25 protein-coding genes and 1 pseudogene are annotated in these 24337 nt (G+C 60.2%); 14 read left to right on the forward strand and 12 right to left on the reverse strand.

Going from position 1 to position 24337, the window contains the following annotated elements:
• Position 1 precedes the first annotated feature (1 nt).
• The 9 genes from AC57B1_RS24555 (at position 2) to AC57B1_RS24595 (ending at position 10409) form a co-directional block, all read left to right on the forward strand.
• On the forward strand, positions 2 to 985 hold the full coding sequence (locus AC57B1_RS24555) for a thiamine pyrophosphate-dependent dehydrogenase E1 component subunit alpha (protein WP_091803676.1): 984 nt from the start codon (positions 2 to 4) through the stop codon (positions 983 to 985).
• 89 nt (positions 986 to 1074) lie between these two features.
• Positions 1075 to 2079 carry an alpha-ketoacid dehydrogenase subunit beta gene (locus AC57B1_RS24560; protein WP_496418962.1) on the forward strand — a complete coding sequence of 335 codons (1005 nt, stop codon included), beginning with the start codon at positions 1075 to 1077 and terminating at the stop codon, positions 2077 to 2079.
• Between the two features lie 3 nt (positions 2080 to 2082).
• Complete coding sequence (locus AC57B1_RS24565; protein WP_496418963.1) at positions 2083 to 3195, forward strand: acetoin dehydrogenase dihydrolipoyllysine-residue acetyltransferase subunit; 1113 nt, start codon at positions 2083 to 2085, stop codon at positions 3193 to 3195.
• Between the two features lies 1 nt (position 3196).
• Positions 3197 to 4195, forward strand: coding sequence for a lipoyl synthase (gene lipA / locus AC57B1_RS24570; RefSeq protein WP_496418964.1), 999 nt, complete (start codon positions 3197 to 3199; stop codon positions 4193 to 4195).
• Between the two features lie 107 nt (positions 4196 to 4302).
• Positions 4303 to 4749, forward strand: a complete 447-nt coding sequence (locus AC57B1_RS24575; RefSeq protein ID WP_091803666.1) for an SRPBCC family protein — start codon at positions 4303 to 4305, stop codon at positions 4747 to 4749.
• 785 nt (positions 4750 to 5534) lie between these two features.
• Positions 5535 to 6923 (forward strand): class I SAM-dependent methyltransferase, encoded by a 1389-nt coding sequence (locus AC57B1_RS24580; protein WP_496418965.1) that lies wholly within the window; start codon positions 5535 to 5537, stop codon positions 6921 to 6923.
• A 21-nt stretch (positions 6924 to 6944) separates the two neighbouring features.
• On the forward strand, positions 6945 to 8279 hold the full coding sequence (locus AC57B1_RS24585) for a sensor histidine kinase (RefSeq protein WP_496418966.1): 1335 nt from the start codon (positions 6945 to 6947) through the stop codon (positions 8277 to 8279).
• Between the two features lie 7 nt (positions 8280 to 8286).
• Positions 8287 to 9408, forward strand: a complete 1122-nt coding sequence (locus AC57B1_RS24590; RefSeq protein ID WP_091803656.1) for a hybrid sensor histidine kinase/response regulator — start codon at positions 8287 to 8289, stop codon at positions 9406 to 9408.
• Positions 9408 to 10409 carry a response regulator gene (locus AC57B1_RS24595; RefSeq protein WP_408351709.1) on the forward strand — a complete coding sequence of 334 codons (1002 nt, stop codon included), beginning with the start codon at positions 9408 to 9410 and terminating at the stop codon, positions 10407 to 10409. Before AC57B1_RS24590 ends, AC57B1_RS24595 begins: the two co-directional genes overlap by 1 nt.
• Positions 10410 to 10541: 132 nt before the next feature.
• Here the strand turns inward: AC57B1_RS24595 and AC57B1_RS24600 are convergent, their stop codons facing one another.
• On the reverse strand, positions 10542 to 10754 hold the full coding sequence (locus AC57B1_RS24600; RefSeq protein WP_496418967.1) for a hypothetical protein: 213 nt from the start codon (positions 10752 to 10754) through the stop codon (positions 10542 to 10544).
• Positions 10755 to 10878: 124 nt separating this feature from the next.
• On the opposite strand from AC57B1_RS24600, the gene AC57B1_RS24605 reads away from it, so the two are divergent.
• The 3 genes from AC57B1_RS24605 (at position 10879) to AC57B1_RS24615 (ending at position 13333) form a co-directional block, all read left to right on the forward strand.
• A complete protein-coding gene (locus tag AC57B1_RS24605) occupies positions 10879 to 11343 on the forward strand; it encodes a DUF2846 domain-containing protein (RefSeq protein ID WP_408351706.1) in 465 nt (154 codons plus the stop codon).
• Positions 11344 to 11641: 298 nt separating this feature from the next.
• Positions 11642 to 12580: a Solitary outer membrane autotransporter beta-barrel domain gene (locus AC57B1_RS24610; RefSeq protein ID WP_408351703.1), complete on the forward strand. Its 939-nt coding sequence runs from the start codon at positions 11642 to 11644 to the stop codon at positions 12578 to 12580.
• A gap of 252 nt (positions 12581 to 12832) precedes the next feature.
• Positions 12833 to 13333, forward strand: a complete 501-nt coding sequence (locus AC57B1_RS24615; protein WP_496419321.1) for a hypothetical protein — start codon at positions 12833 to 12835, stop codon at positions 13331 to 13333.
• 327 nt (positions 13334 to 13660) lie between these two features.
• Here the strand turns inward: AC57B1_RS24615 and hutG are convergent, their stop codons facing one another.
• The 5 genes from hutG to AC57B1_RS24640 all read right to left on the reverse strand — a co-directional run bounded on the left by hutG (position 13661) and on the right by AC57B1_RS24640 (position 17674).
• On the reverse strand, positions 13661 to 14629 hold the full coding sequence (hutG, locus tag AC57B1_RS24620) for a formimidoylglutamase (RefSeq protein WP_496418968.1): 969 nt from the start codon (positions 14627 to 14629) through the stop codon (positions 13661 to 13663).
• Entirely contained in the window at positions 14626 to 15402 is a 777-nt protein-coding gene (locus AC57B1_RS24625) for an amino acid ABC transporter ATP-binding protein (RefSeq protein ID WP_408188030.1), read from the reverse strand. Before AC57B1_RS24625 ends, hutG begins: the two co-directional genes overlap by 4 nt.
• Positions 15399 to 16067, reverse strand: a complete 669-nt coding sequence (locus AC57B1_RS24630) for an amino acid ABC transporter permease (protein WP_408302243.1) — start codon at positions 16065 to 16067, stop codon at positions 15399 to 15401. The genes AC57B1_RS24625 and AC57B1_RS24630 overlap by 4 nt, the downstream gene beginning before the upstream one ends.
• Before the next feature lie 17 nt (positions 16068 to 16084).
• Positions 16085 to 16840, reverse strand: a complete 756-nt coding sequence (locus tag AC57B1_RS24635) for a transporter substrate-binding domain-containing protein (protein WP_091803640.1) — start codon at positions 16838 to 16840, stop codon at positions 16085 to 16087.
• An 84-nt stretch (positions 16841 to 16924) separates the two neighbouring features.
• The gene (locus tag AC57B1_RS24640; RefSeq protein ID WP_408351697.1) at positions 16925 to 17674 is read right to left on the reverse strand and encodes an IclR family transcriptional regulator; all 750 of its coding nucleotides are present in this window, start codon (positions 17672 to 17674) and stop codon (positions 16925 to 16927) included.
• A gap of 547 nt (positions 17675 to 18221) precedes the next feature.
• Between AC57B1_RS24640 and AC57B1_RS24645 the strand changes: the two genes are divergently transcribed.
• Positions 18222 to 18407, forward strand: a complete 186-nt coding sequence (locus AC57B1_RS24645) for a hypothetical protein (protein ID WP_047897880.1) — start codon at positions 18222 to 18224, stop codon at positions 18405 to 18407.
• Positions 18408 to 18651: 244 nt separating this feature from the next.
• On the opposite strand, the gene AC57B1_RS24650 is transcribed toward AC57B1_RS24645, so the two are convergent.
• From AC57B1_RS24650 to AC57B1_RS24675, 6 genes and pseudogenes are all read right to left on the reverse strand, one after another.
• Entirely contained in the window at positions 18652 to 19704 is a 1053-nt protein-coding gene (locus tag AC57B1_RS24650; RefSeq protein ID WP_496418969.1) for a Cj0069 family protein, read from the reverse strand.
• 65 nt (positions 19705 to 19769) lie between these two features.
• Entirely contained in the window at positions 19770 to 20828 is a 1059-nt protein-coding gene (locus tag AC57B1_RS24655; RefSeq protein ID WP_408351691.1) for a hypothetical protein, read from the reverse strand.
• A gap of 36 nt (positions 20829 to 20864) precedes the next feature.
• On the reverse strand, positions 20865 to 21206 hold the full coding sequence (locus AC57B1_RS24660) for a hypothetical protein (RefSeq protein WP_408352095.1): 342 nt from the start codon (positions 21204 to 21206) through the stop codon (positions 20865 to 20867).
• Between the two features lie 37 nt (positions 21207 to 21243).
• Positions 21244 to 21492 (reverse strand): annotated as a pseudogene (locus AC57B1_RS24665) (Fe-Mn family superoxide dismutase); the annotation flags it as partial.
• A 50-nt stretch (positions 21493 to 21542) separates the two neighbouring features.
• Positions 21543 to 22715 carry a chromate transporter gene (locus tag AC57B1_RS24670; RefSeq protein WP_496418970.1) on the reverse strand — a complete coding sequence of 391 codons (1173 nt, stop codon included), beginning with the start codon at positions 22713 to 22715 and terminating at the stop codon, positions 21543 to 21545.
• Entirely contained in the window at positions 22715 to 23692 is a 978-nt protein-coding gene (locus tag AC57B1_RS24675) for a chromate resistance protein ChrB domain-containing protein (RefSeq protein WP_496418971.1), read from the reverse strand. Before AC57B1_RS24675 ends, AC57B1_RS24670 begins: the two co-directional genes overlap by 1 nt.
• Positions 23693 to 24014: 322 nt before the next feature.
• Between AC57B1_RS24675 and AC57B1_RS24680 the strand changes: the two genes are divergently transcribed.
• The gene (locus AC57B1_RS24680; protein ID WP_496418972.1) at positions 24015 to 24287 is read left to right on the forward strand and encodes a hypothetical protein; all 273 of its coding nucleotides are present in this window, start codon (positions 24015 to 24017) and stop codon (positions 24285 to 24287) included.
• Positions 24288 to 24337 lie beyond the last annotated feature (50 nt).

Here is a 24337-nt window from a genome sequence, read left to right on the forward strand (position 1 = left end):
CATGTCGGTTTCAACTGAGTTGAGCAAGGACGAACTGCTGAAGGCGTATCGCATGATGCGCACGATCCGCGAGTTCGAGGAGCGCCTGCACGTGGAATTCGCGACCGGCGAAATACCCGGTTTCGTGCACCTGTATGCGGGCGAGGAAGCGTCCGCGGTCGGCACGATGCTGCATCTGAACGACGCGGACTACGTGGCAACCACGCACCGCGGTCATGGCCACTGCATCGCCAAAGGTGTCGACGTGCGCGGCATGATGGCCGAAATCTATGGCCGCAAGACCGGTGTATGCCACGGCAAAGGCGGCTCGATGCATATCGCCGATCTGTCGAAGGGCATGCTCGGCGCGAACGGTATTGTCGGCGCGGGCGGCCCGCTGATTTGCGGAGCGGCGCTCGCGGCCAAGTACAAGAACTCGGGCGGCGTGGGCGTGTGTTTCTTCGGCGATGGCGCGTCGAATCAGGGTGTGATCTTCGAATCGATGAATCTCGCGTCCGTATGGCGCTTGCCGGTGATCTTCGTCGCGGAGAACAACGGTTATGCGGAAGCGACTTCTTCGACGTGGTCCGTGGCGACCGACAACATTGCCGATCGCGCGAGCGGTTTCGGCATGCCAGGCGTAATCGTGGACGGCTTCGATTTCTTCGCGGTGCATGAGGCGCTTGGCGAGGCGATCGAACGGGCGCGTCACGGCGGCGGGCCGACGCTCGTCGAAGTGAAATTCTCGCGCTACTTCGGCCACTTCGAAGGCGATGCGCAAACCTATCGCGCGCCGGGCGAAGTGCAGAAACTGCGGGACGAGAAAGACTGCCTGAAGCGTTTCGAGGAACGCGTGGTGCGCTCAGAGATGCTCAGCGCGGATCAATTGCGCGGCGTCGATGCGGAAGTCAAGGTGTTGATCGATAGCGCCGTGACCGAGGCCAAGGCCGCTCCGCTGCCAACTGCAGAAGACCTGTTGAGCGACGTCTACGTGTCCTATCCGTAACGCGCCCGCGGCACACCCGAACGATTCGCAAACTTTCACGGAACCGAAGTCGGCGCGACAGCGCTAACGCCGGTCGCCAGGAGACAGACATGGCACGCAAGATCACATTTTCTCAGGCAATCAACGAAGCACTGAGTCAGGAAATGGCCCGCGATGAAACCGTCATCGTGATGGGCGAGGACAACGCGGGCGGCGCAGGCTCGCCAGGCGAACAGGATGCGTGGGGCGGCGTACTCGGCGTCACGAAAGGCCTGTTTCACAAGTATCCGGGCCGCGTGCTCGATACGCCGCTTTCCGAAGGCGGCTATATCGGCGCGGCGGTGGGCGCGGCCGCGTGCGGCATGCGGCCGGTGGCCGAGCTGATGTTCATCGACTTCATGGGGGTGTGCTTCGACCAGATTTTCAATCAGGCTGCCAAGTTCCGCTATATGTTCGGCGGCAAGGCGGTGACGCCGGTCGTGATACGCGCAATGCAGGGCGCTGGTTTGCGCGCGGCCGCCCAGCACTCGCAGATGCTGACCTCGCTGTTTACGCACATACCCGGACTGAAAGTGGTGTGTCCGTCCACACCGTACGACGCGAAAGGGCTGCTGATCCAGGCGATTCGCGACAACGACCCGGTGATTTTCTGCGAGCACAAGCTGCTATACAGCCGCGAAGGCGACGTGCCCGAAGAGTCGTATGCGATTCCGTTCGGCGAAGCGAACATCGTACGGGACGGGGACGACGCCACGATCGTCACGTATGGCCGCATGGTGCATTACGCCACCGAGGCCGCGGAAAAACTCGCGAAAGACGGCATAGAGGTCGAGGTGATCGATCTGCGCACCACCTCGCCGTTGGACGAAGAGACCATTCTCGAGAGCGCGAAGCGCACTGGCCGTGTCGTGGTCGTGGACGAAGCGAATCCGCGCTGCTCGATGGCTACGGATATCTCCGCGCTCATCGCACAACGCGCGTTTCACTCGCTGAAGGCGCCGATCGAAATGGTGACCGCGCCGCATACGCCCACGCCGTTCGCCGGCGTGCTCGAAGATATGTATATCCCGTCGGCCAAGCAGATCGCTGACGCCGTGTTGAAAGTGAGAGGTTAAGCGATGCCGATCCATATGGTTACGATGCCCAAGTGGGGCCTTTCGATGGAGCAAGGGCAGGTCAACGGCTGGCTCAAGGCGATCGGCGACAAGGTCTCCAAAGGCGAGGAAATACTCGACGTGGAGACGGACAAGATTTCGTCCGGCGTCGAGTGCGCGTTCGACGGCATCTTGCGGCGGCAGATCGCGCAGGAGGGCGACACGCTGCCGATCGGCGCGTTGCTTGCCGTGGTAGCCGACGTGGAAGCGGCGGATGCGGAGATCGATGCAGCGGTCGAAGCATTTCAGCGTGACTTCGTGCCGGCCAGCGCAGAGGCCGGCGAATCCGGACCCCAGCCGGAAAAAGCGCAGATCGGCGGGCGCACCGTGCGCTATCTGAAACTGGGCGATGGCGGCACGCCCGCGGTGCTGATTCACGGCTTTGGCGGCGATCTCAACAACTGGCTTTTCAATCATGCCGATCTCGCCGCGCATCGCACCGTGTGGGCGCTGGATTTGCCCGGCCACGGTGAATCCGGCAAAGCGGTCGAGACCGGCAGTGCGGAAGAACTGGCGGATAGCGTGATCGCGTTCATGGACGACCGCCGTATCGGCAACGCCCATCTGGTCGGTCATTCGATGGGCGCGCTGGTGGCCATGACGGTGGCCGCCAGGGCGCCCGCGCGCGTGGCATCGCTTTCGCTGATCGCGGGCGCGGGGCTCGGCAATGAAATCAATGGCGGGTACATCAGCGGATTCACGGAGGGCAGTAATCGCAACGCGCTCAAGCCGCACCTGGCGAAGCTGTTTGCCGACCCCACGCTCGTGACGCGCCAACTCGTGGAAGACATCGTCAAGTACAAGCGGCTCGAAGGCGTGCAGGACACGCTACGCAAGATTGCCGCGTCGGCTTTCGATGGCGATGTCCAACGCACGGACTATCGCGACCGGCTTGCGGAGTTGGTGCCTCGCGCGTTGGTGATCTGGGGTGCTCAGGATCAGATCATTCCGGCTTCGCACGCACAGGAACTCCAGGGCGATATCCGGGTTCATGTGCTCGAAGGAAAGGGGCATATGGTGCAGATGGAGGCGGCCTCGGAGGTGAACCGCCTGCTCAACGACTTCCTGGGGCGTTGAGATGGACGCCGCCCTGCATGGCGATAGCGTCACTGCACTTGGCCAGCACGGCAAGCGCAGTGGCGACAAACTCGCGCGAATTCCGGTGAAGATCGTGCCGCTCGCCGGCGGCGAAGCCTTGCCGAAGCCGCCGTGGCTGCATGCGCGGCCGATGATGAGCGAGACGGTTGCCGGCGTGGCGGCGATTCTGCGCGAGCATCGATTGCATTCGGTATGCGAGGAGGCGATGTGCCCGAACATCGGCGAATGTTTTGCACAGCGCACCGCCACGTTCATGATCATGGGCGGCATCTGTACGCGGCGTTGTGCGTTCTGCGACGTCGCGCACGGCCGGCCGGAGCCATTGGACGATGGCGAGCCGCGCAGGCTCGCCGAAGCCGTGGCGGCGCTCGGTCTTCGCTATGTGGTGGTGACCTCGGTGGATCGTGACGATTTGCGCGACGGCGGCGCCGCACATTTCGCAAGTTGCATCGCGTTGCTGCGCGAGCGTGTACCGGGCATCCGGGTCGAAGTGCTGACGCCGGATTTTCGGGGGCGCGTGGAGCGGGCCTTGTCCGAACTCTCGCAGGCGTGGCCCGACGTGTTCAATCACAACATCGAAACGGTGCCGTCGCTGTATCGGGCCGCGCGCGCCGGCGCGGACTATCGCGGCTCGCTCGCGTTGCTCGCGCGCGTCAAGCGGGCGAATGGGGCCGTGTTGACGAAGTCCGGATTGATGGTCGGACTTGGCGAGTCCGACCAGGAATTAATCGACACCATGCGCGATTTGCGCGCGCATGATGTCGATATCCTCACCATCGGCCAGTATCTTGCGCCGTCGCGCTTTCATATGCCGGTGCGTCGATACGTCGAGCCAGAGCAGTTTGCTTCGTGGCGCGACGAGGGTTTGAAAATGGGCTTTCGCGAGGTGGTTGCGGGGCCGCTGGTGCGTTCGTCGTATCACGCGGATCATGCCGCCGATGTGGTGACGGCCGCAGGCCGGGGGAACGGTCACGGGTGAAGTCCGTTGGTGTCTACGGGTTTTCCCGAGTCACTGCCATGTCGATATTGCTGGCGCCGGTTCGTCGTAGGAGTATGTCCAACTCTTGAGTGAAAGGCGAACACACCATGACTACCGGAACCGTCAACCTTCATCGGATCCTGCGCGCTACTCCCGAACGCGTGTACCGGGCATTTCTCGAAGCCGATGCGCTGGCAAAATGGCTTCCTCCTTACGGATTTACCTGTCAGGTTCACCACATGGACGCGCGGGTGGGCGGTACGTTCAAGATGTCCTTTCGTAACTTCGGCACCGGCAACGGTCACTCGTTCGGCGGCGAATACCTCGAGCTGGTGCCGTCCGAGAAGATCCGCTATACGGACCGGTTCGACGATCCGAACCTGCCCGGCCAGATGATCACCACCATTTCACTGCGGCAAGTGTCTTGCGGGACCGAACTCGCCGTCGTGCAGGAGGGCGTGCCCGAGGTCATTCCTGTCGAGATGTGCTACCTCGGCTGGCAAGAGTCGCTAGTTCAACTGGCCAAGCTGGTCGAGCCCGAGATTCCAGGCTGACTGCGCAGGCATGGGCGTGGGCGCGGTGCTGTCCTTGATACCGCGATTCACTGCTTATGCCGAACCTCGGTCTATGGGGTGCTTACACGCGCGTTCCGGCTGGCGCATGCTGTCCAATTGGATAGATGCGCTGTAGGTCGCGGCAAAGGCATTCGTATTTCGAAGCACATCGGGCCCAAGAGCGCGGCAAAGCCAATAGCTAACAATTTTGCAATTGGACGTTATACGGTTGGCAAAGGTCAAATCAAGATGCTATTTGCGTAATTCACCCGTGCGCAGGCGCCTTTTAACACGTAATAAAACGGAAAGCTAAAGCTATTTGGGTCAATTCCCGGAAGCTCAATCCGAGCGAACCGCCAGAGCCCTTGTGCCGGCTTCGGAATAGTGCGGCGAGTCACGCCCGCATTCGTAGACCCAGCGCGGCTGAGCGTCGCTATTGCGTGGCAGACTAATTCGCGCTATAGCAATCATCTTCCTGTCCACAGTAGCGGCCACTCAGAAATACGGCTCGTCAACACTCCAATTCCAACACGTGTAGGCGCTCGTAAGGCAAACTTGCCGACGTGCTTCCCCGCTAATTTGGCGTGGTTCAGAATTAACCGGTGTTGGTGTTACACTGCGACTCGCCGGAGGCCAGCTTCTGGCAAAGGGTTTTATTGTTGCCCGCGCAACACTGGTTTGATCCACGTCCACGGCTCGTATCCCATGTCGTAAGTGCGGCAGCCAATCACTGGACTTCATCCAACACCCAACTGCGTTTTCCAGATTCCTCAGGTTCTTATACCGTGTACTCTCAAACGCAAATCGATCCGGTAGTCAGCTTCCGCAACTCGCAACGCGAGCACGTGCGTGGGACGATCATTAACCTCCAGAGAAAGTCTTTGGTGATGGAGGTCTATAACCCCTACTCGATCGTGCAGGTCAGCGAGGTGTTAAGCGAGCTGAGCGTGCGGATGGGTAGCAAGAACGCCTATCTGGGCAAGGCCGTGGTCGTCAGTCTGGTGAACACCGGCCTCACGGCGGTGGTGTCGCTGGCGCTGATCGACGAATGGCGCGAGCTGAGCGTCCTGTCCAATGAACCCAGGTCGGTCGGGCGAGAAGCCGAACTCTTTATCAGCGACTGGGATGCGCGCTTCAATATCCGGCGCGGCTACCAGATCGTGGTCAACGAGATGCGCGCGTTCCTCTCGGAAGTGTCGCGCTGGGTCGAGCAGGTCGATCTGACCGAGAGCCTGCCAAAGACCGACGGCAGGCTGCGCGAGGATCTGTTCTACGAACTCGCCACGCCGATCATGCACAAGGTCAAGTCGTACCTCGTGCGGCTCGAAGAAGAGGCCGGGCTCGTCGACGTAGACAGTGCGCCCGTGCATCGTACGTACGCGCAAGCGGCACTGCATCCATTGCTGCTGCGAGCCCCTTTCGTTTACCGGACGTTTACGAAGCCGCTGGGCTATGCCGGCGACCACGAGATGGTCAACCAGATCCTGAACGATCCGCAACAGGGACCGACCACTTACTTCCAGATCGTCAATACGGCTTTCCTCAAGGCCGCCGTGGCGACCGCGCACCGGAACCGGATCACGCTGCTGATCGACTTTCTGACGCGCCAGGCCGAAGCGGCGCGCGTTGCCGGCAGACCGTTCCGGATACTCAACGTCGGCTGCGGACCGGCTTTCGAGATCCAGCGCTTCGTGCGCGAATACGCGCGTCCCGATCTGCTGTCGTTCCAGTTGGTGGACTTCAGCGAGGAAACACTGGCTTTCACGAAGGCCGCCATCGAAAGCGCGGCGGCCGAGGCCGGAAAAACGGTTTCGGTGGAGACGGTGCATCAATCGGTGCACGATTTGCTGAAACGCAAAATTACTCCCGATGCGTCTCTGCGGGAATTCGACGCCGTGTACTGTGCGGGCCTGTTCGACTATCTATCGGACAAGGTGTGCGCGCGCCTGTTGAGTTATTTCGCTGCGCGTACGCGACCTGGCGGGCAACTGCTGGTCACCAACGTCCACTCGGCGAACCCCGAGAAGTTCGGCATGGAGCATCTGCTCGAGTGGTATCTGATCTATCGGGACGAGAGCGGCATGCGCTCGCTGCTGCCCGCACAGTCCACCGAACAGAAGCTCTATGTCGACGAGACCGGGGTGAATGTGTTCGCTGAAGCCACGATCCTCTGACACGTCAGCAGACACCCATCCATGAGTATCAGTCAACTGCACACAGGCTATCAGACCGAGCTGGCGGACTTCCGCGTGACGTTCAGCCGCGGCGGCGCGTATACGGCCATTGTGCTCGTCCTGCTGGGCGTGGGGCTGGACTACGCGCAGTATCCGCAACTGCAGACGTCGTTCGCCGCCGCGCGCCTGCTCGTCTCGCTGCTGATCGGTGGCATCGTGATCATGCTGGGCACCGCTTGGGGGCGACGCATGTCCCCGTGGTTGACACTCTCCTGGCTGCTGCTGCCGCAGGCCATGATTTCGTGGATGATCTGGCAGACCGACGGTGTTCAGTCGCCCTACTATATGGGTCTGAATCTTGCCATCTTCGCTTCCGGGATCGCGTTGCCATTCGGGCTGTGGCAGAACCTGGTTTTCGGGGTGCTGTCCTGCGTCCTGTACCTGCTTGCCTGCCTGCTGCCTCCGCATGGCGCCGTGCTGGTCGGCACGATGACCGTCAACGTGCTGCTTCTTCTGTTCGCTGCTGCCGCCAGTGCTCTCTACACTTTCTTCAATGAGCGGGTGCGCTTCATGTTGTTCCGCCTGAAGACCGAAGTGTCGGAAAAGAATGCCCAGCTCGAAGAAACCAACAGCAAGTTGCTCGACATCAAAGGCCAACTGCTGCAGCAGGAAAAAATGGCAGCGGTCGGTACGCTGGCCGCGGGCCTGTTGCATGAAGTCAACAACCCGGTGAATTTTTGCCTGATGGCGATCGAGGTCGCGTTGGAGGAGCCCGTGACCAAAACGGAACCGACGCTGCAGGAATGCCTTGTCGACGCGAGGCAGGGCATGCAGCGGATCCAGCACATCGTGTCGGACCTCAAGACCTTCGCTTACCGCAGGCCGGGCGCCGAGGCGGAGGCGGGCACGCCTTTCCTGTTCGAAAAGGCACTCGATTCGGCAATCCGGCTCATCGCGCATGAATTGCGCGGCGTCGCCGTGACGCGTGAGCTTCCCGCGGACACGCTCGTGCTGGGCGACGAAGCGGCCATTATCGGCGTGTTGATCAACCTGCTTTCCAATTCGGTGTTGGCCATGCGCAATGCGGGCACCGCCGGGCCGACGATTCACATCTCGGTGAAGTGGTTGGAGCAACGCCTGCATGTGACGGTGCGGGACAACGGGCCGGGCATCGCGGATGAGCATCTGGCGCGCGTGTTCGAGCCGTTCTTCACTACGCGTGATGTCGGGCAGGGCCTGGGCCTGGGTCTGTCGATCAGTTATGCCGTTATCGAACGCCATGGCGGCCTGCTGTACGCTGAGAGCGAACTGGGAAGTTGGGCATCGTTCAGTTTCGATCTGTCGCGCGCCCCGTGAGAACCCCATGAACGACATCAGGCAGACGCAGCCCACTATTCTCTACGTCGACGACGAAGAGTTGGCGGGCAAATATTTCGCACGCGCGGTCGATGCGGATTATGAGGTCCTGCTCGCGAAAAGCAGTGACGAAGCGATTGCTATCCTGCAACAGGACAACGCCCGCATTGCCGTGCTGGTGACGGATTTCCGCATGCCTGGCCGCGATGGCGGTGACCTGCTGCGACAGGTGGCGCAGGAATACCCGCACATCGTTCGTATTCTGGTCACCGCTTATGCAGACGTGGACGTGCTGCTACAAACGGTGAATACCGGCGAAGTTTTCCGCATCCTCGAAAAACCGCTTAAGCCCGCTTCCGTACGCGAGACGCTGCAAATGGCGATCGAGCGCTATCGCGAGCGCGCCATTCAGAACCAGCGGTTGATGGCGATAGACGAGACGCTCGCCTTTCTGGCGCACGAACTGAACACGCCGCTCGCTTCTATCGCGTTGAACGCGAGCAGCATCGAAAATCGCGACGACAGGGAGCACGATTCGCCGCTTGAGATCACCGGGGCCGTTAGAGCGATGCGCGAGAGCGCACAATACTGCATTGCGGTGGTCTCGTCCTTCTGGCGATCGGTTCACAATGGGCACCGGAAAATGGCGGAGGGCGATGCCCGCACCGAGATTACGGCACATGGACTGATCTCCGCTTTGCTGGACACCTATCCGTTTGCGGCGGCGCAGCGCTCGTGGGTGCAGGTTGAGATAATCGGCGACTTTCCCGTCGTGACACAGCCCAATTGCGTGGCGCTCGTGCTCTCTTCGCTATTGTCGAATGCGCTGCGCGCGCTGGCGGATGTGCCTTCTCCGTCGGTGCGCTTTACGGTGACAGCAGAGCCCGGCCCTGGCATTCGCATCAGCGACAACGGGCCAGGAATTCCGCCCGAGATAAAGGCCCGCCTGTTGACGGACCCGATTACAACGCACGCGAAATCCGGCGGGAACGGCTTGGGCCTGATTCTGTGCAATCGCGTCATGCAGTCCTGTGGCGGCGGACTCCAGATCGAGTCCACGTCGGGGGTTGGCACCACCGTCATGCTGGATTTCCCCCCTATCAAAGGTCAAACGCACAGGAGTTGTTGATGAACGAAGCGAAAGCCACACAGGAGTCGTCGGCGGCGATCATCTTCGTCGATGACGAGGCCACGGCCGTGAAATACTTCCAGCGTGCCATCGGAAGCCTGGCGCCAGTCCTGACTGGCAACTCGGTGGAAGAGGGCAAAGCGCTACTGGACGCACACGGCGACACGGTGGGAGTCCTTGTCTCCGACCAGCGCATGCCGGGCGAGTTCGGCAACGAGTTGCTCCGCTATGCAAGCGAGCGCTATCCGCACGTCGTGCGGATACTGACTACCGCTTATTCGGAGATCGACCAGACTGTTGCCGCCGTCAACCTCGGTCATATCCACCGCTACATCAAAAAGCCGTGGGACATCGCAGCGTTGCGCATGGAACTGAAACAGGCGCTCGAACTGTCCGAACTGCGCAAGGAGCGGGACCATTTGCTGCGCGAGAAACTCGGCGTGCTGCAAAAGCAGACTCTCGCCACTCGGATCGGTCTGATTCGCGCGCTGTCCGCCACGCTGATCGGGCCCGAGCGCTTCCAGCCGGTGGAGACGTACCTCGCGGCCGCACTGCTCGCCGACGTGCACAATGCCGAGCCGGACTGGCTGTTGCTGGACTACTCGGATCTGGTCGCGGCCGAAAGTAGCCGGAGCGGGGCGTTTGGCAACATGGTGTCGGCGAAGCTCGCGGAATTGCGTAACCGACGTGCCGTTTCTGGTGCTGGCGACGCGGTAACGGCGCTGGCTGACACGTTGGAGGAGGCGGGCATCAGGGTCAGGCGCGAAGGGGATGCTCTGGTGTGGGACGAGCTTGCGGCGCTTACCGAATTTCTGGGAGAACCGGCAAACCAGGCCGTATCGACCCGGCACGTTGCATGGTTGGCAAGCCTGCTTTGGCTGGACGCGAACGACCTCGCGCTCCAGCCGGTACGTGAAGGCAACGCCGTTGCGTTTCGGCCTACCCAATATAAAACAGAGTTTTCTGCCGATCGCCTCGCGACGTGGATCGAGCAGTTCTGAGCGCCGCTGCGGGTAGGGGAGTGGCATTGTTCGTCCATTGCTGACAGTGGCGCCCACCTCGGGCAGACCATTCCGATATGTGTGGGCGAGAAGTCGTGAATCAGCCGGCGGCGCGCTAATGCAAAAAGAGAATTAATGGCGACGCTGCCTTTCCGTTTGGCTCACGCAAATAAATACAAGTAAATCGCGGCGACGCCAGTAGACCATTTCGCGACGCAAAGCAAAGCGGATATCGAGCCTAAAGTCCGCCATAGAAAAGCCGATATCACTTAAGGAATAGGGAAAGGATTGCCGCTCACGCGAAATAAGCGTGATTTGATGCTCATTGCTTAAGGCGTAATGCATCCGGGTGATTCAGCGGCTTGCTGGATGTGTGAGGCATTGGCCCCAACCCTATCCCGGCTGGCTTTGAGATTGAAGGCCTCGCCCGTTCAATACTCGTGTTCCGTATAGAAAAGGAAAAGAAAAAATGCAGTTGAAAAAATGGATTCCGCTGGGTGTCTCGTTGCTGGTGATGGCGGGATGCGCTTCTGTACCGATGGGCGATCCGCAGAAGGACGCCGCGCTGAAGACTTTCAGCGCTCCGCAAAGCAAAGCGGCGATTTATGTGTATCGGAACGAGAGCATGGGCGCGGCAGTGAAGATGCCGGTGACGCTGGATGGCCAGGTTGTCGGCGCGACAATGGCTAAAACCTATCTGTACACAGAAGTCGAACCGGGTTCGCATGAACTCGTGTCCAAATCGGAGAACGATTCAACGCTTAAAATCGACACGGTGGCGGGTAAGAATTATTACGTGTGGCAAGAGGTCAAGATGGGGATCCTGTCTGCTCGCAGCAAGCTGCAATTGGTCGACGACCAAACCGGTCAGGGTGGCGTAAAGGAATCGAAACTGACAGTTGCGCCGGCGGCTCAAGTCAGCGCGGCCAAGTAATGCTGATTTGCTGAGTATCTCAGTGAATTCGAATTAGAAACGCCCGCACTACGCGGGCGTTTCTGTGTCTGAAGATCAGCACGCAGATGTGCAATGCCTTCGGCATGACTGAAGCACATATGAGCCGAGTGCGCCGTCCTGGTGAACGCGCGGTTTTCTAGTTCAATGACTTCGCCCGGATCCATGCGGTACATTGCATGCGGTACATTGAATACCTAGCGCGTATTCATTCGCCACACGGAGAGAACCCCGCATGCGATCTTCGGCTCGAACCCAATGTAGCGTTGCGCCGGTCTGTGTGGCCCAGTTTCTCTTCGTTTTTTCCGTTGTCACCAGCGCGGCCCCTGCCGTTGCGCAGTCCACCCGGGACCTCATCGGCGCTGCACGTCTCGGTTCGGGGTATTCGCAAATCGTCAACTTGAGCGCGACCCCGGACATCAGTTCCGCGCACCTCGACATCTCGGACGGTGCCGTTCCGCAATCGCTTACTGTCACCCGAATCCCCTACGAGGGCAGTCTGCTCACTTTTTCCGATCGCAACAGTATTGGCTGGCGAGTGTCCGGTGGTTACTTTCATGAAAAAGCTGATTTCATGATCAATGCGCCAAACGGCGCGGCAGGTAGCATCGTAAGCAAGTGGTCGGCCTTTAGCGCGACGGGAGGTCTGTTCCTGAAAAGCAAACTGGGTTATGGGTTCACATTCGAGCCCGGCCTCGACCTCAGCGTCGCCAGGCTGCTTAATGACGCTTCGTATGCAGGCGCGGCCACTAGCTTGAAACCCGCTACCGACGGACCCCTGCTTAACTGGCACGAAAATGCATGGCTGATCACGCCGAATGCCGCGCTCGAATGGACGGCGAATATAGCGCAGGCACAGACGCTGACTATTCGCGGGCATATTGCATGGTCGTGGGTCTCCAGCTTTGACGAGTCGGATCCTTTACTGCGGTTCAGGGAAACAGCGGGTTCATGGTCGATCCAGTCGTCTTACTCGGGGCCGACGGGTGCCCGGCTATTTGCGCGCCCGCTGAATTACGTTGTCAATGCGGGATATGGCGGATTTTTCGGACCCAATTACGGCGCGCTTGGTTTTTCAACACTAGCCAACGTCGGGGGCGGATTTGAAGTTCCTCTTTCGAGCCAGGACGCACAGTCGAAACGCCTGCGGGTGGGCGCAGCCTATGTGTTTGGTCACCACGTTAAAGGATGGGCAGTCAGTTTGGGTCTCGCGTATTGATCGTTGGAGGGGCCTTCGTGGCGAGTGTGCTGCATGTCCGACAACGTCAGGGACGAATTGCAAGGCGGTTGCATCCGCGCACACTGGCGGCTTGGAACGATAATTCGTGAGGCGCGGGTTTGGGCCGCGGGTTTGGCCCCATTGTCAGGCCCAGCCGTTTCGCCTCTACAATCAGCCCTCGTCGCCGCGCCGTTCAGGAGTCGATGGAACACGGCATGGACCACTCACTTGCCATTCAAGGGAGCCAAAAGAATGAAGTTACTTTTGCGGTTCTTTACGATCGTTCATGGGCTGATGGCGGCTCTCTTCACCTGCGCGGCGCTGATGTTGATTGCGATTGCCGCTCGCGTCGGATTGAGTGCATTCGCGAGTCAATGGGACGAGGCAAGCGCGCTATCCGTCATTGAAGCTTTGGGACTGCTGGCTGGGGCCGTTGTCGCTTTGCAGATCGCCGAGACGATCGTAGAGGAAGAGGTCATACGCGAGGCCAACGTGAGTGCGCCGACGCGGGTACGGCGTTTCATGTCGCGATTCCTGGTGGTTGTCGTCGTCGCGCTTGCGATTGAAGGGCTCGTGGCAACGTTCAAAGCGCTGCACCAGGATCCCTCGCAGCTTCGGTATGCGGCCTGGCTGATTGCTTCGACAGCCTTGCTGCTTGCGTCATGGGGCGTGTTCGTCCACCTGAATCGGTCGGCGGAAGAGTTGGAGCCGGAGGCCATGGCGGAGGCTAAGCGTGAAGACAAGAAAGTGTGATGGCCTTGTGGCGGATGTGCTGCGCGGATACCTGGCGTGACATGTAGCGCTTGATCCGTATGGAAAAGCTTCTTCAGGATGAGGCTGGTTTGTCGGGTGAGGGCGCTGGGCAGTGCGGTAGCGATCGGCCATGAGGGGTCGTTCGACATCAGGCCCAAGATCGCTAACAATCGATCAGTTGCTCATCCGGCTCACGTTCATCGAGCCGCAAGTTAACCAATTTTCAGCTGTGACCATCAACGCAAGCGGCAGAATTTGCTAAATTCCGTTCAGGGATCCGGCGACGTCTGCACTACTCACGCGATACGGTGAGCGTGATGACGTGATTTAAAGCAACCGGTACGCCAGTCGCGCGGCCGCTTTCGCAGTGCGCCTGTCCTGATCGAACGTGGGGTTGTACTCCGCGATATCCGCCGCGCGCAGCTTGCCCGAAGCCCGCACGCGCAGCACCATCGCTTCGATCACCAATAGCGGTACGCCCAGCGCAGCGGGCGCCGACACACCCGGCGCCGTGGCGGCCGGCAAGACGTCGAGATCGATCGTCAGATAGACGTCGTCCGCCGCGTCCAGCAACTTCTGAAGCTCAATCAGACGCTGCGGCAGTTGCGTTTCCTGCATATCGACGTCGAACACGTAGTGCACGCCGAGTCGCTCCGCATGCGCGAACAGCGAAGCTGTATTGCTGAGATCGCTGATGCCGAAGCACGCATAGTTGAACGGCACCCCTCGTTGCTCACAGTCAAGCGCGATCTGATCGAACGGCGTGCCGGAATTCGCGGGACGCTTCTGACGCAGATCGAAGTGAGCGTCGAAGTTGACGATCAGCAGCTTGCGCGATATGAGCGGCGTGGCCTCATTCTCGGCTTCACGCTGCTGATGCAGCCGCAAACCGCTATATGTGCCCCACGCGACCTCATGACCGCCGCCCAACACCAGTGGGCGTCCGCCGCCCGCCAGCACCTCACTGACCACGTGGGCCAGTTCCGCCTGGGCGGCTTCGAGGTCGCCGTCGTCGCACACCACGTCGCCTGCGTCGGCAAGTGCCGCCATCGCCGTTTTGGCTGGCAAGCCGGCCAGCGCACGGCGCAATTCGATGGGCGCATGCGCTGCGCCGATCCGGCCTTGATTGCGGCGCACGCCTTCATCGGAGCAGAAGCCTACGATTACCGGCGCATCGCGCTGCACCTGCACCGCGCTGCCGAACGGCGTCACCTGATTGAAAACACGCCGCGTGTCGCCGGGCTCGCCGTCGTCGGAACGGCCCGCCCACACCTTGTCATTGAATGGAACTCTCATGCGCGTGACAACACCGCCTGCAGGAATGCGCGTGTGCGCGGCTGTGAGGGCGCAGAGAAAATCTCCGCGGGCGGCCCCGCTTCGACGATCACGCCGCCATCCATGACTACGACCACATCGGCCACTTCCTTCGCGAAGCCCATTTCGTGTGTGACCACCACCATCGTCATGCCTTCGCTCGCGAGCAGCTTCATCACTTGCAGCACTTCGCCGACCAGTTCGGGATCGAGGGCGGACGTCGGCTCGTCGAACAGCATCACCCGCGGCTGCATTGCTAGCGCGCGAGCAATCGCAACGCGTTGCTTCTGACCGCCCGACAGACTCGCCGGCATCACATGCGCCTTGTGCGCGAGCCCGACTTTCTCCAGCAACGCCATCGCAGCCGATTCGGCCTGCGCCTTGCTGGCGCCACGCAACATGCGCGGCCCCACGGTGATGTTATGCAGCACCGACAGGTGCGGAAACAGATTGAACGACTGAAACACCATGCCGACTTCGGTGCGTAGCGCATTGAGCGAACGCTCCTTGAGCATCTCGCCCTGGTCGACTAGCCGATGCCCACATATGTCGATCGTGCCGCCTTCTGCTTGTTCGAGTCCATTGCAGCAACGTAGAAATGTACTCTTGCCCGAGCCGCTCGGCCCGATCACCACCACGACCTGCTGCGGTTGAATATCGAAATCGATGCCGTTGAGCACGGTATGCGAGCCGAACGATTTCGTCAGACCGCGAATGCTGACGATAGGCTCATTGACTTTGGCCACGGTATTCATTGCACCATTCCTCCCACACGCAAACGACGTTCGACGCGATGCAGCGCGTAATTGGTCGCCTGCGTCAACACGAGGTACACCAGCGCGATAGCGAGATACACTTCGAGCGAACGATAGGACACGCTGATGATCTTCTGGCCTTCATGCATCAGATCGTCGATCGTCAGCAGCGAAACCAGCGCCGAATTCTTGATCAACGCGATGAATTCGTTGCCAAGCGGCGGGATCATCCGCACGATAGCCTGCGGCAGAATGATCGCGCGCATCGCCTGCCCCGATGACATCCCAATCGAACGCGCCGCTTCCATCTGCCCACGATCGACGGACTGAATTGCGCCGCGCACGATCTCCGATACGTAAGCCGCCGAATACAGGCCGAGCCCCAGCATGCCGCACAAAAACGCCGGCAGCAGAATGCCGAATTGCGGGAGGCCGAAGAACAGCAGGAAGAGTTGCACAAGCAACGGCGTGCCGCGGAAGAACGTCAGGTACGCGGTGCAGAAGCCGTACACGATGCGCCGCTGCGGCGTCAGGCGGCCGATGCCGATCAACAGGCCAAGTACGCAACTGAGCGCGAGCGACGCGGCGGTCACTTCGACCGTCACCAACGCGCCGTGCATGATGTCCGGCCAACCGGCAATCACCGGCGAGAAGTCAAGTTCCATTTCGTTTGCCCGGCCGTTTATTGCGCACTCGCGCCGAACCACTTCTTGACGATAGCCGCATACGTGCCGTCAGCCTTGATCTTGGCGAGCGCGGTGTTGAAGGAGGTCTTCAATTGCGGCTCGTCTTTGCGCACGGCGATGCCGTAGGCTTCGGTGGTCAGCGTTTTGTCGAGTACGCGGAAGCCGGTACGCGTTTTCGCGACTTGATACGCGGCCGGCTTACCCGTCACAGCAGCGTCGGCACGGCCGATCCCCACCAGGTCGAACATTTCCTGGTTCTTCTCGACCTCAACGCGATTGATCTGCGGAAAGTTATCGCGCAGGAAGCTCACCGACTTCGTGCCTACCTGGACCGAGACTTTCTTGCCGTTCAGATCGGTCACCGTCTTGATCGGTGAATCGCTTTTGACCAGCACGGCCAGACCGCCCGCGTAGTACGAATCGGTGAAGTCGACCACTTTCGCGCGCTCGTCGGTAATGTAGATGCCAGAAATCGCAGCGTCGAAGCGATGCGCGATCAGACCTGGAATCAGACCTTTGAAGTCAATGTCGGTCCATTGCACGCGTTTACCCATCGCTTTCGCGAGCGCATTCATGAGGTCGACGTCGAAGCCGGTGCGCGCACCGTTCTCGGTGTACTCCATCGGCGGGAAAGTGGCGTCGGTGGCGACGTTCAGCACATCCGGCGTTTGTGCTGACGCCGCGCCGGAAAATCCGCCCAACGTTACGGCGAACGTGACGCATGCGAGGGACAACAGTCGTTGCAGCTTCATGGGGTAGGCTCCTTGTGGTTCTTTCAAGTCATGCGGTTAATTCGGATCCCGAATTGCAGGATGAAATTGAAAAGCTTCGTCCCGTTACTCGGTTTGCATATGCTCGGAAATGGCGCGGGCCGTACGTAGCGTCCCGTCGATGAATTGGCTTTCTCGTCCGATGGCGCGCGTTGATGGCGCCATCAACGTGATCGACGCGCTGCTGCCGGCGCTGCGTCCACTGTGATGAAAGATCGGAGCGCTGACGCCCCACACGCCGGGGTCGACTTCGCTGTCGCTAACGGCGTAGCCTTGGGCTCGAATCTGTTGAAGCTCTGCTTCGATCGCGGCGCGGCCGACGGCGTCGTTGTCGAACACGCTGTCGAGCACTTCGGCGCGCGCCCTGTCGGCCATGAATGCCAATAAGGATTTCGCCGAGGCGCCCGCCTTGAGCGGCACGGCGCGGCCTTTCTCGAACGAGCAACGCAACGAATGCTGGCTGTCGACCATCTCAAGGCACATCACCTGATGCCTGACCGCGACCACCAGTCCAATGCTTTCCTGCGACGCGCGCGCGAGCTGCTGCATCTCACTGCGGCTCGCTTCGACGAGCAGCGAATTCACATCGAAGCCAAGCGCGAGTTGCAAGCTGATCGGACCGGGCGCGTAGTATCCGGCGTTTTCGGCGACAAAACCCCAACGCTTGAGCAGCGCGATCTGACGGTACAGCGTGCTTTGCGCAAGCCCGGTCACGGCTAGCAGATCTTTGACCGACATCGCCTTGCCATGACTGGCGAGCGCGGCCAGCACGAGCAGCACCCGTTCGGCCCCTGTCACACCCTGTTCCACGTTCACGATCACGCCATCCACAATCCATCAAGAACTCAGAATGCCAGACCATTCTCGAATTTCAAAAAACATATTCCCATTAGATGGGAATAAAAGGGGAGGGATTTCCCGAGGAAGGGGCGTCGGCGGTGCGAGATAGTTCTGGCGCGGGACTGGCCGTGGCGTTGAAAAGGAAACAATAGAAAACGGGCCGGGTTATTTCCCGAACTCTTTTTCGACCGAGGCAGCTATCCGGCGCGCCCGGCTTTGATCGGCTTCTAAGCCTCGAGGACATCGTACAAACACGGGATACGCAAGCGGACCGCATGTGTCGCGATCTAACCCACAGCGCCAGACGAAGAGTTGGGTCCGAACCACCGACCGCAGCGCGCACCTCTGTCTACTATTCGCACTGGTCGCCATTGAAAATTCAATATTTTCAAGTGGTTGTGTGATCGCTTGGCGAGGTGCCACCGGATGGCACGCCCTTTGCCTTAATCCTCATCAAGGAGTGCCGACACCCTCAAAGTCACTCTGACATCCTGACTGACTAACTTACGCTTGGAGAATTGAAATGAACACGCTGGTAATCAAGGACCTCCCCGTCGCCGTTGAGATGGATCGTACTGCCATGACCGCCGTCAGCGGCGGCAGGTTGCCGCAGCAGATCGTGAACATCATCCAGGCCGTTTCCGACTACGCAAATGACGCTCCTACGCAGCACAGTTTTACTGGCAGTGGGGCTTCTGTGACGTACTAACAGAAACACGGTGATTTCGTATCTCAAGGCCCCCGCCAACGAGGGGCCTCTTTGAATTCGCTTCCGGTGACTTTAACTGCGCTGCACCGATACCGATCGTTCAGCCTCAACTCGACGGCGTGTCGTGAGCGTTAGCATTCTTTCTGAGGGCCATTGCGAGCGTTTCCTCGTCCACGATCGATGAGGTAACCGGGCTTGCGATTCCTCACCAAGCGTGCACCTCAGCGGAACCTCGGATCGATGTCTATTTTTTACGCAGACGTTCACTCACGAGGCGAGCAATGGCCGCCGGCGCCTGCTCGGGTATGGCGAAAACCGAGCTGATGTTGATCTCGCAGAGGACGTAAGTATCCTCGCCCGATTCGGTGCGCGGCCCATAGAGAAAGTCGGCATCCCAGATAATCGGCAGCGAAGCGCTATCGATGTTCAGGAGTTCCATCATTTGCGGTGTCCATTCGAGTTCCATTTTCGCTCTGAGGGCCTGGAACGGTTCGGCCGAGGCAGGGTACATGATACGTGGCCCGGGCTGCGCAGCGTCGGAGTCGGGGCCTTCCGGCGGCGGTATCAGTGCCTTGATCAACTGGTGTCCAAACCCGACAACCCTGTCGGTTCCCATGTAGCAGCGAATCATGCCGTCGGGCAGGCGGGACTGAAAGGGTTGGTCAACAATGCAGCCATCGGGCGTGAGGTATGCCTCGCAGCGCGCCATGAAATCGTGAAGCGTCGTCTCTTCAGGCATGCTTCCTCGGAGTGCATGGAGAACTCGAACCACTACGGTGTCGCTGCCCATCGGCGAGATTTGCTCGACTTTCCAGACCCCTTGACCTCCATTGCCCCTGTTTTGTTTGAGCACGCGCGGTCCTGCCGATTGCAACCGGAACGGGAACTCGGACTGAAACGCAGATTTGCCTGGATATAGATGGGTATCCGTTCCCCAGCCGAGATGCTTGGTGCGATGTAGAACTTCCTTGACGCCCATCTTCAGGATAACGTCAGGGTGGGCGCTGACCCAGGGTCCGCGCGACGCCACCTCTCGCAACATCGCATCGAGAACGACTCGCGTCTGTCCGTCGTGAATCGGATCGACCCATACCAGTACGCCATCGACATTCAGGAGTTGCTCACGCACTTCGTCTACCATCTCATCGGAATAGACGGCGGGTTCCGCCTGGATGCCGATCGCCGTCAGTTCTTCGAAGATGCGATAAAAGCGATTATTCCCCGGTGTCGCACTTTTACGCGTCTCAAGATCGCCGCGCCACAATACGGCCACCTTGCCCGTTTCAGTTTGACCCATCTCATCCTCCAGCGACTCGGCCAACTGACGAAGTGTTTAACCGCCCCGAGTGGGCCACGACTGCCTCAGCCTTGCGGTGCCATGATGCGCAACGTCGCCTGTCCCTGAACATCCTTGAGCGGGAAGTAGGCACGATGCGTCGACTCATCCACCGCGACGACATGCGCGTTAGGGCCGACGCGGCCGTCGCCGATCTTCGACACGTTTCCGGCGTCGGCTTTGAACAGCGACACGATGCCGGCTTCGCCCGCGACGTAGAGCAGATGCAGTTGTGGGTCGAAGGCCAGGACGTCCGGATCTTGACCAACGCCGAAGGACGACGTCACTCGCATCGTGCGCATGTCGAGCACAAGCAGCTTGTTATTGCCTTCACACGCGATAAAAGCCAGCCGCTGTTGGGGTTCTATCAGTAACCCGTGATTGCCCTGCGCGCCTGCCAGATCGATCCGTGTGATGATCCGGTCCGTGGCGGGATCGATTTCGAGTAGTTGGCGCCGGGATTGCACATTCACAAAGATATGTCGGGAAACCGGATCATATTGGGTATTGCCGACTTCACCGCCGAGCGGGATCGTTGCAAACCGCGTGTTAGAGCGAACGTCGATCACCGTCTCGGTGTCGCCCGTTTCGTCGGATACATAGAGCTTGTGCGCATCGGGCGCGTAGGCCATGCCGTCCGGGTAGCTGCCACCCGGCATGCGAGCGACGATCTTTAGTGTGGCTTCATCGATCGCGACAATCTCATTTGAACCGGTGGCCGACGCATACACGCGTGATAGTGCTGGAATCGCTAAAACACCATGCACTGAGGCCACGTCCGGAATCCGGGCGATCACACGCGCTGCACGCGTGTCGAACACGACCACCTCGCCGTCGCCCAGATGGGCAATGAATAGCAGGTGGCGCTCCTGGTCAAGGCTTGCGTAGTCGAGACGGGTCGGCTGTCCGCCAAGCGGCACGTCGGAGAGATGTTTTAACGGCAGGCTGCCCGTTTTAAGGCCGTCGTCCGCCCCTGATGCAGAGAACACCGCGCCTCCCAGCGCGGCAGCGATAGCGCACGCGGCAGCAAGCAGCCAACGAGCATCAGGCCGATTCCAAAGTGCGTTCGTGATGCGAGTTTTCATCCGTGTGTCCTGTTGCATCAAACGTGTCTGTGCATTTCAACGACTGGAATGGGACTTCCCGGCTCCGCTGGATTTCCTTGAAACCCGGTGATCAACCGACCATGAGCCGCTGCTGGCGCCCAGCAACTCGCTAAGGAGCAGCACTATGCCGAAATACATTGCGCCATAGCCCCAGTCGCCGTGAGGCACGATGACGCTGCTCACCGCATCCCGCAGCCAGGTCAATGAGTTCGCGGAATTGGCCACTGCCCGCACGGCGAAGATGGCGACGGTCGGATACCCCGCCAGCCTTGTTCCCAGCCCGGCAATGAAACTCAATCCCGCGAGAATCTCGACCGCGCGAAGGATCGTGCCGATGGCAACGGTGCCGAATGACAACGAGCTTGCCCGTCGCGGGATGGTAACCAACGACACCCCAGCCGGAGGCTTCTACAGCAATCGTCGCGGCAACCAGTTGTGCCTTGAACTTCGCATAGGAACCGAAATTCCTGTCTATGATCTTTGCCAGGTTGCCCTTCGGCTCACCACCTTTCCCCGAGATGCTGGTCCAGTAAATGGTGTGCAGCCCCGGCTCTTCTGCGGCGCGTACGGTTTGTGCCTGGGTCAGCATGATTCCCGCGTCGAGCGCAGCGGAGTCTTGCAGGAAGGTACGCCGTGTTGCCATGATGACGACCCTTGTAGGATGCGCGCACGCGGCTGCCTTCAGAAGGCGTGCTAATGGATAAGCGGATAGACAGCCAGACCAAACAGGGCGGCCACAACGACAATGACCGGCTCCTGCAGCTTCCTGAAACGCCAGAGCAGCAAGAGCGTCACAAGAGCAAGCACAACAGTCGGCCAGTCGACGATCGAGCGCCGCGCGATGACAATGACTGAGCCCGTGATCGCGCCTACGGCCGCCGCCGTAATGCCGTCGACGAACGCCTTGACGGCCGGTAACTTGCCGTACTTTTTGAAGTACGGCGCGGGCAGCACCGTGAACAGATAGCAAGGCAGGAAAGTCCCGAGTGCGGCGATGCAGGCGCCCGGGAATCCGGCGACGAGATAACCAATGAAGCCAACCGTAATCACGACTGGCCCCGGCGTGATCATCGCGACGGCCACCGCATCGACAAACTGTTTGTCGTTGAGCCAGTGATGTTCGGTCACGACACCGCCGTAGAGGAAGGGTACGATTGCGAGTCCCGAGCCGAACACGAACGCGCCGGCCTTGGCGAAGAACAGACCGATCTGACCGAGCAGCGGCAGGTCAAGACCACTCAGGACACCGCTCGCACCCGGCGCCTGCGTTACGGCAAGCGCGTTCAATCCGCCCTTGCCAAGCCATTGCGGGGGAGCACGCCGGAACCAGTTGAGCAGCCCGCCTCCGATGAACAGCCATGCGATCTCGGATTCAGTGACCACGGTGACGACAGCGAGCGTCAGGAATATCGCCCACAGCACTCTGTCTTTGCCGATGGTCTTCCTGGTCAGCCTGTACGCGCTCATCGCGATGATTCCGACCACCGCGGCGCCTACGCCATAGAAGACAGCCTGCATCCAGGAGAGTCCGCCAAACTGCGCGTAGGCCCAGCCAAGCGCTACAACCATCAGGAACGACGGCAGGACGAACGCGATACCGGCCACGGTTGCGCCGACGACGCGGTAATGCACGTAGCCGAGGTAGATACCAAGTTGTGCGGCGAGAGGCCCTGGCATCATTTGAGCCAGCGCCAGCCCCTCCTTGTAGTCCTGTTCGCTGATCCAGCCCCGGCGCTCGACGAGGTCGCGGTGCATATAGCCGACCAGCGCCACCGGACCGCCAAAACCGAAGGTGCCGAGCCGCAGCATGTAAAGGACCATCTGGCCGAGCGTGTAGCCGGGCGCGGGCGCTGTCGTGGTGTTCATCAACGGCCCTCAGCGCTGCTAATTTTCTTGCTCGTTGCGAAGTGCGCGTAGATCGAATCGAGTACGTGCCCCATCTCGTCGAGCAGTCGGTCGTCGTCCAACGCGCGCTGCCGTGCGCCGGCCATCACCGCTTCGAAGCCGATCGCCTCGGGCACCGGTGCGCCGCCGACATCCAATGCGTGCACCATCTCACCGAGCCGCAGCAGCGCGGGGTCGTCGTCGAGACCAAAACTCACGAGCAGCACCTCAAACGTCACGCGCTCACCCACGTGCGTAAAGGCGGCGCCGTCGAAGTCGAAGCCGAGCGCGTCCGTCGGGCAGGCCTCCGGCGACACGAGCCACAGGAAGCGCGCCTGAGGATCGATGAAGCGACGGATCAGCCATGCGCTCGCGACGCGGTCGACCCATAGCCGTTGCCGGGTTGCCCACGTGCGGGCCTGATACTCGTCGCGCCGTAATGGCTGGATGGCCCGCTCGGCCGCATGCGGCTCACCCGGCGACAGGACTGTATCCGCGAGCGCTACGAAGTCTTCCCAGGCGATTTCAGCGTCGGTCGACGCGGCGCCCGGGAAGTAGTCGATCGTCCGGATCGCGTCATAGTCCTTGCGCAGGCGACGTAGAAGGCGGGTGATCTCCGCTGGTGCCTGGCCTCCCAGCGTTTTCCGCGCGGCTCCCAGTGACGCGACAAACATACCGTAATCGTCGTTCCGATCGAACAGTGCGCGGAAGTCCACTTCCTGCGACGGGTGCAGGCTTTGTGCCCGCAGCAGATGGGCGGTGCCGCCGGCTTCGTCGATGCTGCCGGCGAGCTCGCGCAGCATGTCTTCGCGCTCTGCGGTATGCGGCAGCAGGTAGATGCCGTCGCGCAGGACGGCGCACCCCTTCGCTTTCAGCGCCCGCCACGCCCGCATGCGCGCGGTGGCGTTCTCGGTGGGAAAGGTCAGGACCAGTACGGCCCAGGTGGTTAAGGTGATCATGTAAAGTAAACTACGCGCATGTAGCGTCCTTTACAAATTTTTTATTTTGACTTCGGCGGAGCCGTATTGGCCCGTTATGGAATTGAATTCTGACGTCAGGCGCACAAAACATGAACTCCCTCGCGGCCTCAGTGGATGTGGCGGTGATGAATATCGGGGAAATGCGCGTGCGTATGGGTAACAGGCGTGTGTCGGTGGAAATCGAAGAGCCGGGCAATGTCTCCCTGACTGACAGCGCCTCCCGTCATCGACCGTTCCGCCTCAACTCGACGGCGTGTTGTGAGTGTGAGCATTCTTTCCGAGGGCCATTGCGAGCGTTTCCTTGTTCACGATCGATGAGGTGATCGGCCTTTCGGTTCCTCACCAGGCGTGCTCAACTTTTCTCCTCGCAAGACAGGTGGCATCAGGCGCCTTTGTCCACCAAAATTCCGAACAGAGCGTGAACGAGGAGAATGACGGGGGGCAGGTCACCAGGATTCTTTTTATCGCGGCGCTAATCGTATTGACAGCTTGCCTCGTAGTTTGGACGCGGACATTCGTATGGCACGGCATCGATTACGAATTTGCTCCGAAATGGATAAACCTTCAGCACTGAGCACCTTTTTTCGACGGTTGGCCAGCTTGCGGCGGTATTGGTTGCTGCGT

Source organism: Paraburkholderia sp. BGA-UO-ETr-F21, assembly GCF_059567925.1.

Bases quoted from the DNA above. Each gene is read 5' to 3' on its own strand.
- AC57B1_RS24555 (WP_091803676.1), top strand. From the start codon at position 2: ATGTCGGTTTCAACTGAGTTGAGCAAGGACGAACTGCTGAAGGCGTAT.
- AC57B1_RS24560 (WP_496418962.1), top strand. From the start codon at position 1,075: ATGGCACGCAAGATCACATTTTCTCAGGCAATCAACGAAGCACTGAGT.
- AC57B1_RS24565 (WP_496418963.1), top strand. From the start codon at position 2,083: ATGCCGATCCATATGGTTACGATGCCCAAGTGGGGCCTTTCGATGGAG.
- lipA (WP_496418964.1), top strand. From the start codon at position 3,197: ATGGACGCCGCCCTGCATGGCGATAGCGTCACTGCACTTGGCCAGCAC.
- AC57B1_RS24575 (WP_091803666.1), top strand. From the start codon at position 4,303: ATGACTACCGGAACCGTCAACCTTCATCGGATCCTGCGCGCTACTCCC.
- AC57B1_RS24585 (WP_496418966.1), top strand. From the start codon at position 6,945: ATGAGTATCAGTCAACTGCACACAGGCTATCAGACCGAGCTGGCGGAC.
- AC57B1_RS24590 (WP_091803656.1), top strand. From the start codon at position 8,287: ATGAACGACATCAGGCAGACGCAGCCCACTATTCTCTACGTCGACGAC.
- AC57B1_RS24595 (WP_408351709.1), top strand. From the start codon at position 9,408: ATGAACGAAGCGAAAGCCACACAGGAGTCGTCGGCGGCGATCATCTTC.
- AC57B1_RS24600 (WP_496418967.1), bottom strand. From the start codon at position 10,754: ATGCATTACGCCTTAAGCAATGAGCATCAAATCACGCTTATTTCGCGT.
- AC57B1_RS24605 (WP_408351706.1), top strand. From the start codon at position 10,879: ATGCAGTTGAAAAAATGGATTCCGCTGGGTGTCTCGTTGCTGGTGATG.
- AC57B1_RS24615 (WP_496419321.1), top strand. From the start codon at position 12,833: ATGAAGTTACTTTTGCGGTTCTTTACGATCGTTCATGGGCTGATGGCG.
- hutG (WP_496418968.1), bottom strand. From the start codon at position 14,629: ATGAGAGTTCCATTCAATGACAAGGTGTGGGCGGGCCGTTCCGACGAC.
- AC57B1_RS24625 (WP_408188030.1), bottom strand. From the start codon at position 15,402: ATGAATACCGTGGCCAAAGTCAATGAGCCTATCGTCAGCATTCGCGGT.
- AC57B1_RS24630 (WP_408302243.1), bottom strand. From the start codon at position 16,067: ATGGAACTTGACTTCTCGCCGGTGATTGCCGGTTGGCCGGACATCATG.
- AC57B1_RS24635 (WP_091803640.1), bottom strand. From the start codon at position 16,840: ATGAAGCTGCAACGACTGTTGTCCCTCGCATGCGTCACGTTCGCCGTA.
- AC57B1_RS24645 (WP_047897880.1), top strand. From the start codon at position 18,222: ATGAACACGCTGGTAATCAAGGACCTCCCCGTCGCCGTTGAGATGGAT.
- AC57B1_RS24650 (WP_496418969.1), bottom strand. From the start codon at position 19,704: ATGGGTCAAACTGAAACGGGCAAGGTGGCCGTATTGTGGCGCGGCGAT.
- AC57B1_RS24655 (WP_408351691.1), bottom strand. From the start codon at position 20,828: ATGAAAACTCGCATCACGAACGCACTTTGGAATCGGCCTGATGCTCGT.
- AC57B1_RS24670 (WP_496418970.1), bottom strand. From the start codon at position 22,715: ATGAACACCACGACAGCGCCCGCGCCCGGCTACACGCTCGGCCAGATG.
- AC57B1_RS24675 (WP_496418971.1), bottom strand. From the start codon at position 23,692: ATGATCACCTTAACCACCTGGGCCGTACTGGTCCTGACCTTTCCCACC.